The 13,017-nt window shown below is 65.8% G+C and carries 13 protein-coding genes; 5 read left to right on the forward strand and 8 right to left on the reverse strand.

The window, feature by feature from the left end:
* Positions 1-95: 95 nt before the first annotated feature.
* Positions 96-1,142 (forward strand): sensor domain-containing diguanylate cyclase, encoded by a 1,047-nt coding sequence (locus C8C94_RS20205; RefSeq protein WP_121421985.1) that lies wholly within the window; start codon positions 96-98, stop codon positions 1,140-1,142.
* Positions 1,143-1,229: 87 nt separating this feature from the next.
* Here C8C94_RS20205 and C8C94_RS20210 read toward each other — a convergent pair whose 3' ends face one another.
* Both C8C94_RS20210 and creD read right to left on the reverse strand, forming a co-directional pair.
* Positions 1,230-1,550: a hypothetical protein gene (locus C8C94_RS20210; RefSeq protein ID WP_233573528.1), complete on the reverse strand. Its 321-nt coding sequence runs from the start codon at positions 1,548-1,550 to the stop codon at positions 1,230-1,232.
* Positions 1,547-3,028: a cell envelope integrity protein CreD gene (gene creD, locus C8C94_RS20215; RefSeq protein ID WP_121421986.1), complete on the reverse strand. Its 1,482-nt coding sequence runs from the start codon at positions 3,026-3,028 to the stop codon at positions 1,547-1,549. Before creD ends, C8C94_RS20210 begins: the two co-directional genes overlap by 4 nt.
* A 183-nt stretch (positions 3,029-3,211) precedes the next feature.
* Between creD and C8C94_RS20220 the strand changes: the two genes are divergently transcribed.
* Positions 3,212-3,592: a phosphopantetheine adenylyltransferase gene (locus C8C94_RS20220; RefSeq protein WP_121421987.1), complete on the forward strand. Its 381-nt coding sequence runs from the start codon at positions 3,212-3,214 to the stop codon at positions 3,590-3,592.
* Here the strand turns inward: C8C94_RS20220 and creC are convergent.
* Entirely contained in the window at positions 3,589-5,055 is a 1,467-nt protein-coding gene (creC, locus tag C8C94_RS20225; protein WP_121421988.1) for a two-component system sensor histidine kinase CreC, read from the reverse strand. The genes C8C94_RS20220 and creC overlap by 4 nt on opposite strands.
* Positions 5,056-5,493: 438 nt before the next feature.
* On the opposite strand from creC, the gene C8C94_RS20230 reads away from it, so the two are divergent.
* Positions 5,494-6,756: a porin gene (locus C8C94_RS20230; protein WP_121421989.1), complete on the forward strand. Its 1,263-nt coding sequence runs from the start codon at positions 5,494-5,496 to the stop codon at positions 6,754-6,756.
* A gap of 237 nt (positions 6,757-6,993) precedes the next feature.
* On the opposite strand, the gene C8C94_RS20235 is transcribed toward C8C94_RS20230, so the two are convergent.
* From C8C94_RS20235 to C8C94_RS20245, 3 genes are read right to left on the reverse strand one after another with little or no spacing between them, the layout of a single operon-like run.
* On the reverse strand, positions 6,994-7,698 hold the full coding sequence (locus tag C8C94_RS20235) for a response regulator (protein WP_121421990.1): 705 nt from the start codon (positions 7,696-7,698) through the stop codon (positions 6,994-6,996).
* Positions 7,699-7,704: 6 nt separating this feature from the next.
* Entirely contained in the window at positions 7,705-8,340 is a 636-nt protein-coding gene (locus C8C94_RS20240) for a MarC family protein (RefSeq protein WP_055402029.1), read from the reverse strand.
* Positions 8,340-9,086, reverse strand: coding sequence for an SDR family oxidoreductase (locus tag C8C94_RS20245; protein ID WP_121423008.1), 747 nt, complete (start codon positions 9,084-9,086; stop codon positions 8,340-8,342). The genes C8C94_RS20240 and C8C94_RS20245 overlap by 1 nt, the downstream gene beginning before the upstream one ends.
* Positions 9,087-9,201: 115 nt before the next feature.
* On the opposite strand from C8C94_RS20245, the gene C8C94_RS20250 reads away from it, so the two are divergent.
* Together C8C94_RS20250 and C8C94_RS20255 are read left to right on the forward strand one after the other, a co-directional pair.
* Positions 9,202-9,891, forward strand: coding sequence for a dienelactone hydrolase family protein (locus tag C8C94_RS20250; RefSeq protein ID WP_055402028.1), 690 nt, complete (start codon positions 9,202-9,204; stop codon positions 9,889-9,891).
* A gap of 151 nt (positions 9,892-10,042) precedes the next feature.
* Complete coding sequence (locus tag C8C94_RS20255) at positions 10,043-10,981, forward strand: amidohydrolase (RefSeq protein WP_233573529.1); 939 nt, start codon at positions 10,043-10,045, stop codon at positions 10,979-10,981.
* A 38-nt stretch (positions 10,982-11,019) separates the two neighbouring features.
* Here the strand turns inward: C8C94_RS20255 and C8C94_RS20260 are convergent, their stop codons facing one another.
* Both C8C94_RS20260 and C8C94_RS20265 read right to left on the reverse strand, forming a co-directional pair.
* Positions 11,020-12,135, reverse strand: coding sequence for a heavy metal sensor histidine kinase (locus C8C94_RS20260; protein ID WP_158603838.1), 1,116 nt, complete (start codon positions 12,133-12,135; stop codon positions 11,020-11,022).
* A gap of 55 nt (positions 12,136-12,190) precedes the next feature.
* Entirely contained in the window at positions 12,191-12,874 is a 684-nt protein-coding gene (locus tag C8C94_RS20265) for a heavy metal response regulator transcription factor (RefSeq protein WP_121421992.1), read from the reverse strand.
* Between the last annotated feature and the right edge of the window lie 143 nt (positions 12,875-13,017).

Raw genomic sequence — 13,017 nt, forward strand, 5'->3', positions numbered from 1 at the left:
GAGCGTCAACAGGCTCTTACCCCCGTGCGCAGGCCGCGCCGGTGTGGCATGCTGCCAAGTCTCTAGGCAAGTGGGCGGCATGACCGCTGTGCTTCATGGCCGAAACCTCTTCCCCTGTGGCTCTGTACGACGAGGCCGCAAGTCTCCAAGCCCTGCAGCGCTATGGCATTCTCGACACGCCGATGGAGCCCGCCTACGACGACCTGGCAGGGATTGCGGCCCATGTGTGTGAAGCCCCAGTCGCCCTGATCAGCCTGCTCGACAGCCACCGCCAGTGGTTCAAGGCCTCAGTGGGGCTCCCGCTGCGGGAAACCCCGCTGGACCAGTCCGTGTGCCGCTACGCCGTGCGGCAGCCCGGCGTTTTCATCGTGCCCGACCTGGCGAAGGATGCGCGTTTTGCGCACTTCAGCATCGTGACCCAAGAAAATCCGCTCCGCTTCTATGCCGGGGCGCCGCTGGTCACGCCCGATGGTTATGCCCTGGGCACGCTCTGCGTGCTGGACCACCGGCCGCGCCATCTGTCCCAAAAGGCCCAGGACATGTTGTGTGCGCTGGCGCGCCAGGTGATCCGCCTGCTGGAGCTCAAGCGCGCCAACGACCGCCAGGGCCAGATGCTGGTGGAGTTGGAAGAAGCGCGCCGCCAGATGGCCGTGCTGGCCCATACCGACGTGTTGACCGGCCTGGCCAACCGGCGCTCGTTCACCGCGCGCCTTTTGCAGGAGCAGGCCCTTTTGCGGCGCGACGGCGAACCCGCCTGCCTGCTGATGATGGACATCGACCACTTCAAGCGCGTCAACGACGTGCATGGCCACCATGTGGGCGACCAGGCCCTGCAGCTTTTTGCCACGCTCTGCCGCGATGTGTTCCGCGCGGCCGACATGGTGAGCCGCTGGGGCGGCGAGGAGTTTCTGGCCCTGTTGCCTGCTACCCGGGTGGAGCAGGCCCAGGCGGTGGCGCAGCGTGTGCATGACGCGCTGACCACCCACCCGGTGCCGGGGGTGATGCCGCCCTTGGCGCTGACCGTGAGCATGGGACTGTCCAACTTCGATCCCCTGCGCCCTCTCGACATCACCCTGCGCGCGCTGGATTCAGCGCTCTACGCAGCCAAGCGCGAAGGCCGCAACCGCACCGTGGTGGTGTAGATGCAGCTGAGTTGCTTTAATTTTGATAGCTGCTAGCGCTTGTCAGTAAAGCGCTAGGGCCATATTTTTCAATATTTCGATGCTGCTTCAGTGCCCTGTGTTGCGGGGCAGTATCAGCGCAGCCATGCGCCATGACAGATCCCGCAGGGCCCGGCGCACGGCGGGTGAATCCTGCGCACCCACAGGGTTGGCATCGCTGCGCGGGCAGAACGCAGCCTCCAGGACCTGCTGCTTGGCGCAGACTAGCGCCACCCGGTCTTGCGCCCGCAGGGCCGCCATCAGCTGGTCGCGGTGGCGCTGCACGCGCTGCGCCTCGGCCTGCGTCAGGGTGGGCGGCTGCGCGGCAGCGCCTGCGGCCGGGCCGGTCAGGTGCTGTGCCCAGGACAGTGGCGTGGTGCGCGTTGTCATACAGCGCTCACCGGCGGTGTCGGGGGCGTGGCGGGGCGCGCAGCCGGTGGGGCGGGAGGGCGCACCTCCGGTGGCGCCATCGTGCGGCGGGGCGGCGTGTTGCCCTGCGACAGGCCGTACCAGTTCACCTTGCGCGTCAGCACCATCACAGCGGTCAGTACCAGGAACAGCGCAATGGCACCCACCACCAGGGCCGTCTGCTCCAGCTGCAGCAGCACATACAGCAGGCCATACAGCACCGCGATGCCCCCGCCCAGCGGGATGCCCCGCGCCAGCCCACCCAGCATGTGGCTGGCGTAGTAGGCGAGCAGCAGCACACAGGCGCTGGCGGCCACGGCGTACGAGACGCCGAACGGCAGGTGCTCCGACAGGCTCACCAGCAGCAGAAAAAAGCTGCACAGCGCGCTGCCCACCAGCAGGTACTGCACCGGGTGCACGCGCAGCTTCTTCATCAGCTCGAACAGGCCCACGGCGACGAAGGTGAGGGCAATGAACAGCACGCCATATTTGGTGGCGCGGTCCGACAGGGAATAGGGGTTCACCGGGTCGATGAAGGCCACGCTGAAGCTGTCGGCGCAGTCGCCGGGGGTGGCGCCTCCGGGCACATAGTCGCTGTGGCTGCCATCGTCTGTGCCGCCCAGGCAGATGCGTTTGCCGTTGGCAATGTCGGCCTGCGCCGTGGTAGCCAGCGATGACAGGCGCCACTGGGCCGCGAAACCGGTCTTCTTGACCTCGCGCTCCGACGGCAGAAAGCGGCCACCGAACGATGGGTGGGGCCAGCTGCTGGTCATCTGCACCTCGGTGTTGCCACCCAGCGGCACAAAGGCCAGGCGTTCGGTGCCCACCAGTTCCAGGTCCAGCGTGGCGGTCAGTCCGTCGGCCTTGCCGCGCACCGATTCTGGCAGTGCCGCATGCAGGCCCCGGCTGTAGGTGGGGTGGAAGGTGCCGGGCTTGAGGGCCAGGGTCTGCGAATCCAGGGTGAACTGCGCGGTGCGGATGCCACGCGCGTCGCCCACGGCCATCATGACGATGGGCGCGCCGCAGTGCATGCGCGAGTTTTTCATGCTGCTTTGCGGCACCAGGCTGGCCAGCGGCCCCCACTGCGCCGTCACGTGGGCCTTGAGGTTGAACGTGTTCACCTTGTGCAGGCCGCGCGCACGCTCTTCCATCGCGGCGCCGGTGCTGAGCTTGAGCTGCTCGGGCATGGCGGTCAGCAGGAACTCGCGGCGCTGCTCCACCATGCGGCGCTCGTCGCCCTTGCCGGTCTCTACCTCCCAGCTCTCCACACAGGCGCTGTGGATCATCGGGCCCATCAGCGTCTGCGGTCCGGCCAGGCTTTCGGCCACGCTCTGGGCGGTGATGCTGCGGTAACGCAACCGGTCGCGCACCACGTCTTCGATCATGCCGAGGCCAAAGAGCAGCAGCACGGTGATGGCGGCCAGCGCGGCCAGTTTGGTGAACAAGGGGTGTTTGAGCAAGAGATCCTCCACAAATGATGTTGTGGAGGCAGTGTTGGGGCCCGGTGTGAGGGCGCTATGAAGTTTGTGAGGCCAGTGTGAAGTCGGGCGTTGTGTCGGCATGACCTGTCAGGTCATCGACGGCCGAACTCCTTGCACCTACAAACGGCACATGGCTATAAGAAACACGTTTAGGGGGGCGACATGCGCTATGGGGTTCCGGTGATTCTGGTCTTGGTGGCAGTGGTCCATGCCCTGCCGCTGGTGGGCGTGCTCGGGGCGGGCAAGCTGGCGCAGCTGTACGGCACCCCGGTGCAGGATGCAGGCGTGGAGCTGCTGTTGCGGCACCGGGCCGTGCTTTTCGGGCTGCTCGCCGCCTTCATGGGCTATGCAGCCCTGCGCCCCGATCTGCATCGGCTGGGCCTGGTGGCGGGGCTGGTGAGCGTGGTGTCGTTTCTGCTGCTGTCGTGGCTGCAGCGGGGCAGCGCGCTCAGCGCCCCGCTGGTGACGGTCGTGCGGGTGGATGGGGTGGCACTGGCCTTGCTGGTGGTGGGGCTCGCTCTACACCTGCGTCGCTCGCACTAACTGGCGGGAAACTCCAGCGCCACTTGCAACCCAGGCCCGGTATTGCGCACCACCATCTGCCCCCCGTGCAGCGCCATCACGCGCTTGACGATGGCCAGCCCCAGGCCCGATCCGCTGCGCTCGCCGCCTGGCCGCGCGGTGGTGAAGAAGCGTTCGCCCAGGCGGGGCAGGGCGTAGTCGGGCACGCCGGGGCCGCTGTCCCGCACGGCCACGGTGGCGCCGTCCAGCTCCACCTGCACCGTGCTGCCTGCGGGCGCAAAGTCGATGGCGTTGTCCAGCAGATTGGTCAGTGCCATGGTCACCAGCTCGGCCTCCCAGGGGCCGTTGCTGCCCGTACCGGACAGGGCCAGCATGATGCTGCGTTGCGCAGCACGGGCGCGTGTCTGGCCGATGGCAGCCTCGGCGCAGGCCTGCAGGGCCACAGGCGCGCGGCCCTCGGCGTGGTGGCGCTGCTCCAGTTTGGACAGCTCCAGCAGCCGGTCGATGATGCGCTGCAGGCGTTCGCTTTGCTGCACCACCTGGGTCGCAAATTCGGCACGGTCGGCGGCGGGCAGCTCGTCCTGCAGCAGCTCGCCCGCGCCCCGGATGGCCGCCACAGGGCTTTTGAGTTCGTGCGTCAGCGCGCGCACGTAGCCCTCGATGTAATCGCGCCCCTCGAGCCGGGCACGCATGCGGTCCATGGCGCGGGCCAGGTCGCCCAGCTCGCCCGGTACCTCGGGCACGGCCAGCGCCGTGGTGGGCGGGGCGCCGGGGTCATGGCGCTCGCCATCGGCCGGGCCCTGCACGCTCAAGGCGTAGTCGCGCAGGCGGCGCACGTTCCACACCATCCACAGCGTCACGGCCACGCCGACGGCGGCCGAGAGCGCCAGTAGCAAAAGGCCGCCCATGAACACCTTGCGCTCGGCGCGGTCGATGAAGCGCTGCACGGTGCGGGTGGGTTTGGCCACCGTCAGCACGCCTGCAATCTGTTCTTTCACGTAGATGGGCGCCGCCACATGCATCACGCCGCTGGTGTCGTCGTCTTCCACATCGCGCGTGGAGCGTGCGCCGTACTCGCCCCGCAGCGTGCGGGCCACGTCGCGCCACTGCGAGTAGTCGGCGCCGATGGCGCGGTTCTCCGAGTCGAACAGCACGCGGCCCGTGGTGTCGGTCACATAGATGCGGTAGTCCAGTGACTGCTTGGAGAAACCCCAGATCGCTGCATCGATGGGCCGCGTGGCGTAGCGGCGCACATGCTGCGCAAACGGACTGGTGCTGCTGTTGTCGGCCCCCGCCGCCAACCGCCCGGCGGCCAGGTCTTCGCTGGCCAGCTCGGCCAGGATGTTGGCCGTGTCCACCATCATGTCCTCCATCACCTCGCGCACGCTGGGTTTGATCTCGGCCATGAACACGCGCAGCACAAAAAACGCGGCGATGCCGTTGATCAGGAAGAAGGCGAACAGCAGGCGGATGCCCAAGCGCATGGGGCAGTTCTCTTAAAAAATCTTGACCGGCAAAGCGTCTCAGAAGCGCTGAGTATCGGTATGGAGCAAGACGATGTGGGGGACGGGCAGTGCGTAGCACGCCTGGCGGACATGCTGGTCAGATCGTACAGGCGGTTGAATCGCAAGGTGAATTTGGCCAGGAAGCGCGTTGCGGGCTTCCTGTGCGTGATGCTGCGACCCAGTCCTTGCGATCTGGCACGGGATGCACTGTGGGGACGCAAAGCCTGTTGCGTGGCCTAACTAAGTTGCAAGCGCGCAACGTTTTCGCTCGAAAACAGGTCGGTACGACTGGGCTGCTCCAGCGATCCCGTGCTACCCGCTGTTACCGCTTGAGACATGTCACCTAGGCTGAACCCGGAGCTGCCCACGGTGTGGCGTGGGCTTCTGCCAATTTCATGCAGCAACAGGAGACAAGTTATGAACAAAATGCGTGCCCTTTCAGCGGCCGTGCTTGGGTGCTTTTCGTCGTTTGGCATGGCGCAAAGCGCGGCTGACGGGAGCAGTGTGACGATGTACGGCATCGTCGACGTTGGCATCCAACATGTCACCGGAGCACCCGGCGGCTCTAAGACCAGCCTTACCAGTGGGAACATGCAAGGTTCGCGCCTCGGATTCAAGGGAAATGAAGACCTGGGCGGTGGATACCGCGTCGTCTTCACGCTCGAATCGCGGCTCGAAGCAGACACCGGCGCACTGGGCAACCGCCCCATTTCCCAAGGTCGGCTGCCGGACCGACTCAGCAACGCTGGATCGTTGGGCCTGCCTGCTGCGCTTCAGCCTGCTGTCTCCGCAGTGGCCGCCCAGATCGGTAGTTCCGTGGGCGTCAACTTGGGCAACAACTTCTTTGATCGGCAAGTATTCACCGGTCTGATCACCCCGTTCGGTGCCTTCACGTTCGGGCGACAGTACACACCGGGCTACTTGGCCAACGCCAACTTTGACGCGATGAAGACCGAGTCCAGCCTGTCACTGGGACAGTTGGTGGCGATTCCGGCTTCGTTCGATATCCGCGTGAGCAACTCACTCCAGTACGGTCTGCAATGGAACGGATTCACCGCCACCGCGATGTACGCAGCCGGGGAAGTCGCTGGTCGGTCGAGCGCGGGGCGGCTGTGGGGTGCCATGGCCATGTACAACGGCAACGGCTATTCGTTCGGCGGCGGTTACAACACACGCAACAACGAACTGGGTGAAAAGTCGCTGACGACCGCTGTCCTCGGCGCGACGCTGGATGTCGGGCCGGGCACCCTGTCGGGCCAATTCAGCGTCATCAAGGACGACCATCCCACCAACCTGTCCGGCATTTCCGCAGTCCTGTCTGCCAACCCTGCCACGGCACCAGTGGCCGGTCTGGTGCAAAACGCCTTCATTCAGGGTTTCCGGCAAGACGCACGCCTGTTCCAGGTTGGCTACCGCATCACCAGCGGCGTGCACGCCGTGACCGTGGCCTACAACAACATGAACGACAAACGCCCGTTCAATGCGGATCGCGCTTCGTATGGGGTGGCTTACACCTATGCACTGTCCAAGCGCACCGACCTGAATGCCGTACTCACACACCTGAACAACAAAAACACGTCGCAAGACATGTTGGGCGGCAACGGATTCCTGGGTGGCGTTGCGGCAGCGCCCGGAAAAGACGTCAATAGCCTGGCACTGTCGATTCGCCATCGTTTCTGAGGGCTTGCAGAGCGGAGGGCATCCGTGTGCTGCGCCGCTCAGGCCCTACACACTACCCCGCCAGATAGTCCGCCTGTCCAGCCCTCCGGCCCGAGCATTTCTCAGTTTTCGGTGGCATGCGGCCGTGGCCTGCACGCCAGTGCTCGTGCCTGCTGGGGCGGGATGCCTTGCAAGGGCCCGCTCTACCTATGAGTGCGTGTGATGTCATCGACTCCATCGACTGGGGCCAATGGGGTTTTAAAAATCGATGCAATACCCCATGCCCCGGTGCGTGCTGATGTACTCGCGCCCCGGGTCCACCTCGCGCAGCTTGGCGCGCAGGGTCTTGATATGGGTGTCCACCGTGCGGTCGGTGCTCTCGCTGTCGTCGCCCCAGGCAGCGGCCAGCAGCGCGTCGCGCGAATGAATGCGGCCTGCGCCTCGCAACAGGTGGGACAGCAGGCGGTATTCGCGCCGGGTCAGCGGCAGGGCCTGGCCGCGCAGGCTGATGCGCTGGCCCGTCTCGTCGTCGAGGAACAGCGCGGAGGCCGTGGCGGCGGGTATTGCCGGGTGGCCATTGCCGTTCCCGTTGCCCGCTCGGCGCAGCAGCGCCTTCACGCGCGCCGCCAGTTCGCGGGGGCTGAAGGGTTTGGTCAGGTAGTCGTCCGCGCCCAGCTCCAGGCCCAGCACGCGGTCGATCTCCTCGCCGTGGGCGCTGAGCATCAGCACGGGCAGGGCGGCGGTGGGCGCGGCGTTGCGAACGTCGCGCAGCAGGTCCAGGCCGCTGCCGTCGGGCAGGCCCACGTCCAGCACCAGCAGGTCAAAACGGGCGCGCTGCAGTTGCTGGCGCGCATCGTGTACCAGCAGGCTGTGCGTGACGGTCAGGCCATCGCGCTCCAGCGCATAGGCCACGGTGCGGGCGATGGCGGGATCGTCTTCGAGCAGCAACAGGCGGGCGGACATGGAGGGTCAGCGTGCGACGAGGATGGGGAACAGCTTGCCCAGCCCGTCGGCCATCACTTCCACGGCCAGCGCAGCCAGAATGAGGCCCATCAGGCGGGTCATCACATTGATGCCGGTTTTGCCCAGCACGCGCGCAATGGGGTCGGCCAGCGCAAAGCAGACGGCCGTGGCCAGCGCGATGACCACGCCGTAGCCCACCAGCGCGGCGTGCTGCCAGAAGGTCTGTGCGCGGTCGGCGTAAATCACCACCGTGGACATGCTGGCTGGGCCGGTGAGCAGCGGGATGGTGAGCGGCACCACGGCAATGCTGCTGCCCGCTGCTGCCTTCTCGGCCCCTTCTTCGTACTCATTGGTGCTGGGCTTGGCCTCAGCGGGCTGGGCGTTGAGCATGTTCATCGCGCTGATGAGCAGCAGCATGCCGCCGCCCACCTGGAAGCTCTGCAGCGAGATGTTGAAGAAGTCGAGGATCTGCAGGCCCAGCAGCGCACAGGCTGCAATCACGCAGAACACGCTGAAGCTGGCCACCTGTATGGTGCGTCGCCGCTGCGGGTACGAAAAGCCCTGCGTGTAGTGGATGAAAAACGGCACGATGGCCAGCGGGTTCACGATGGCCAGCAGGGTGATAAGAGGTTTCAGGTCCATCAGCGTCCTCCAGAGACTTCAAGCAATGACATGGTGGTGTAGGGCGACGCATCCGACATCAGCCATACGATGGCCTCGGCCACTTCTTCGGCCGTGCCGCCGCGTTGCATGGGCACCTGGTGGGCCAGGTCGCGCACGCGGTCGGGCAGGCCGCCGCTGGCGTGGATGTCGGTCTCGATCAGGCCCGGGCGCACGGCGTTCACGCGGATGCCTTCGGCCGCCACCTCGCGTGCCAGGCCGATGGTGAAGGTGTCGATGGCGCCCTTGGCCGCCGCGTAGTCCACATACTGGTGGGCCGCGCCCAGCCGCGCGGCGGCGCTGGAGACGTTGACGATGCTGCCGCCCGCGCCGCCGTGGCGGGTGCTCATGCGGCGCACGGCCTCGCGGGCGCAGACAAAGCTGCCGATCACGTTGATATCGAACATGCGGCGCAGACGCGCCACGCTCATTTCGTCCACCCGCTGGGTGGTGTCCACCACGCCCGCGTTGTTCACCAGGGCGGTGATGCGCCCGAGTTGTGTATCCACGGTGGCAAACATGGCCAGCACCTGGGCCTCGTCGGCGACATCGGCCTGCACGGCCAGCGCGGTGCCGCCTGCGGCGCGGATCTGCTGCACCACTGCATCGGCGGCGGCCTGGTTGCCTTGGTAGTTCACCGCCACCGCCCAGCCCTGGCGCGCGGCCAGTTGGGCGGTGGCGGCGCCAATGCCTCGGCTGGCGCCGGTGATTAAGACGATCTTGTCCATGAAATCGGGGTCTCCTGCAAGAATGGCGCATTGGAACAGGTTCTGGGTGCTGCGGGCAGCGGTTTGCAGCAGGCACACCTCCACTCCGGCGCATTTTTATCAAGGAGATTGCAGCATGGGACAGTTTGTCGATCTGACTTCGGGTGACGGTTTTGTATTTCCGGCCTGGGTGGCCCAGCCCGATGCCGCACCGCGTGGCGCCGTGGTGGTGCTGCAGGAAATTTTTGGCGTGAACTCCCACATTCGCGCCGTGGCCGACCGCTTTGCGGCGCGTGGCTACCTGGCGGTGGCGCCTTCGACCTTCCACCGCGTGAAACCCGGCGTGGACCTGGGCTACACCGGCGACGACATGCAGGCTGGCATGGGCCTGAAAGCGGCGGTGGAGGCGCTGCCCGCCCCTGGCGTGATGCCCGACATCCAGGCCGCCATCGACTACGCCGCCGCGCAAAGCGGCCGCAAGGTGGGCATCGTGGGCTTTTGCTGGGGTGGGCTTCTCACTTGGCGTGCGGCCTGTACGCTTACCGGCCTGTCGGCCGCCGTGCCCTATTACGGTGGTGGCATGACCAGCCCTGACGAAGCTGCGCGCCAGCCGCGCGTGCCTGTGCTGGCTCACTTTGGCGAGCGCGATCACTGGATCCCCGTGGACAGCGTGCAGGCCTTTGCCCGCGCGCAGCCGGGAGCCGAGGTGCACATCTACGCCGCCGACCATGGCTTCAACTGCGACCAGCGCGGCAGCTACGACGAGCCTGCGGCCATGACGGCACGCGACCGCACCCTGGCGTTCTTCGACAAGCACCTCGCATGAATTGGAATCCCCCCTGAGTCGCTGCGCGCCTTCCCCCAGGGGGGACGACGCCGTCGCTGCGGGGCGGCCCTTGCTTGGCGTCTCTGGCGGGGGCGCGCCCATTGCAGGCGCCAGGGCGCAGCGATGAACTGCTCAATGTTTGGAGGCCGCCATGGCGAGTTCGACGTATATCCAGGTTTTGAGGCAAATTTGGCCGCTACCGCTTGCCTGTAAATCGATAGCAGCTATTGTTTTAATAGCATTTGGATTTCAGACCCATGCGGCCGACTACACCGGCCCCCTGTTCGACGCGCACCTGCACTACAACGAGGAAGCGTGGGACGGCAAAACCGGCCCCCACCCGCCCGCCGATGTGCTGGCGCGCATGAAGGCCAGCGGCGTGCGTGCCATCGTTGCCAATTCGCGGCCCAATGCGGGTTCGCTCACGCTGGCGGGCCTGCCGCAGACGCGCGAGGCGGGCGTCACCGTCGTGCCCTTTGTGCGGCTGTACCGCAACCGGGCGGACTACACCGGCTGGTTTGCCGACGAGAGCATCTACACCATGGTGCAGACCGAGCTGGCGCGCGGCACGGCGGCCGGGCCCTACCGGGGCATTGGCGAGTTCCACCTGTACGACAGCGCCAATGCCGACGGCCCGGTCGCCAAAAAGCTCATGGTCCTGGCCGAAGAGCGTGACCTGGTGGTGCTGGCCCATGTGGACGATGTGGCCATCGACCTGCTGATGGCCCACACACCGTCGAAGGGCCAGAAGGCGCGCCTGATCTGGGCCCACACCGGCATCGGCGGTGCGCCCGTGGAGCGGGTGGATGCGCTGATGGCGCGCTACCCCGGCCTGGTGGGCGAACTCTCGTACCGCCCGGGCCTGGTCTGCGACGACAACCAGCTGTGCCCCGCCTGGCGTGCGCTGCTGCTCAAGTACCCCACGCGCTTCGTGATCGGCTCGGACACCTGGGTCAACCAGCGCTGGCAGCACTACGAAAGCCTGATGCAGGGCTACCGCCAGTGGCTGGGTGGATTGCCTACCGATGTGGCGCGCAAGGTGGCGTGGGACAACGGGGCGGGGTTGTTCGGCGTCCAGGCGCCGCGCTGATCTTGCGACCCAAGGTCCCCGCCCGATCGCACCCCGTGCTACCGGCTGATGCGCCCGCGTGATGGCCCAGCCTCCGGTGCACGCGGCGGTGGTGGCGGGAACCACAGGGTGAACACCGTCGGATGGCCTGGGGCGCTGCGCACGTAGACCAAGCCTCCATGCAATTCCATGGTGCTTTTTACGATGGCCAGCCCCAGGCCAACGCCGGGTGCTTGTTCGTTGCTCGGACTTTCAACCCGGTATGCGCGTTCAAAAATCCTGGCCTGGTGCTTGAGGGCGATGGGTTCGCCCTCGTTAGAGACCGAAATATGGCAGCCGCCATTTGATGCCACCGATCCTGAGAGCACAACCGTGCTGCCTGGGCGGGCGTGGCGAATGGCATTGGTCAGCAGGTTGCCGGTGGCGCGGGTGAGCAGGGTGTCATCAGCCCAGACGTGGGCGCTCTGGTCTACCTGGAGCGCCAGCTCCAAACCCCGCTCCTGGGCGAGCAGTTCGAAGAAGGCTGCGATGGCCCCTAGCCGTTGCTCCAGCGGGATGAAGGTGGCATGAACGGCGCTTTGCTGGCTCTCGGCGCGCGCGAGGAACAGGATGTTCTCGATCATCCGCCCCATGCGCTCATACGTTGGCACAGCCGACTCGATCACCGCACGGTATTCGTCCGCACTGCGGGGACGGTCCAGCGTGACCTGCGCGACCATCAGGAGACGGTGGATGGGAGTGCGCAGATCGTGCGCAATGTCGGACGACACACCCGACAGGCGGGTGAAGGAATCCTGGAGCCGGTCGAGCATGTTGTTGAACGCCCGGGCCACGGGTTCCAGCTCGGCAATATTGTTCTCGGGGGCCAGCCGTTCGTGCAAGGCATGGGCGCTGATGCGGTTGGCCGTGTTGGCCAGGCGGTGGGCCGAGGACAGGATGAGCTTGGCGGTGCACCATGCGAAGAGGCTCGCGGCCAGCGCGCCGACGCCCAGCGTGATGGCAAACACACGCCATGAGCGCAGGGCAAAGGCATGGCCCCGCGCGTGCAAATCCTCTGCAGGGATATGGACCATGCCTCCGTTGCTAGCGAGCAGCGGCAGGAGGTCGTTGAAATCCTGGCCCAGCAGGTAGATCACCATCCAGAAGCTGGCCGTGATCAACAGCAGGGTGATCAAAGAAATCGCCAGCGCGATCTTCAGTGGCAGAGAGCGCCGCAGGAAAGTCCTCGCCCTAGGCGTTGTTTCGGAGTTCGAGGACATAGCCGACGCCCCTGACGGTGTGAATGAGTTTTTCGGCGAAGGGCTCGTCGATCTTGGCGCGCAGTCGGCGCACCGCCACATCAACCACATTGGTGTCGCTGTCAAAGTGCATGTCCCACACGTTCTGCGCGATCAGGGTGCGCGATACGACCTGGCCGGCATGGCGGGCCAGATAGTCCAGGAGAACAAACTCCTGGGTGGTGAGGTCAATGCGCAGCGCGCCCCGTTTGACGCGCCGGCGCGCGGTATCGACTTCCAGCTCGCCCACGCGCAGCACGCCCTCTGGTGCGGACATGGGTGCACGGCGGCGCGCGACCACCTGGATGCGTGCCAGCAGCTCGGAAAACGCAAAGGGCTTGACCATGTAGTCGTCGGCACCCAGCAGCAGCCCCTTGACGCGGTCTTCGACCTCGTCGCGGCCCGATATGAAAAACACCGGTGTCTGTTGTTGTGTGCGAATGCCCTGCAGCACATCCCAGCCGCTGGCGCCGGGCAGCCCCACGTCGAGCAGGATGAGGTCGTAATGCCCTGAGGTGGCCAGGTGCAGGCCTTCCACACCGTCGAACGCCGTGTCTACAACATGGCCATGCTCGGTCAGGCCTTTTTGCAGGTAAGCGGCGGTTGATCGTTCGTCTTCAATGGAAAGCAAGCGCATGTGACGAGATCCCGGCGGTTTCTCAAGGGACAGAAAAGGTGGAGTGCAGACGGATGGAGGGAAGCTGCGGATTGACTTTGGTGGATTGTTGAAGGTGCGTGTGGATTTGAGAAGCTTGCTGGATCGAAATGCACTGTTGCGAA

The organism is Acidovorax sp. 94 (genome assembly GCF_003634645.1).
Taxonomy (GTDB): Bacteria; Pseudomonadota; Gammaproteobacteria; order Burkholderiales; family Burkholderiaceae_C; genus Acidovorax; species Acidovorax facilis.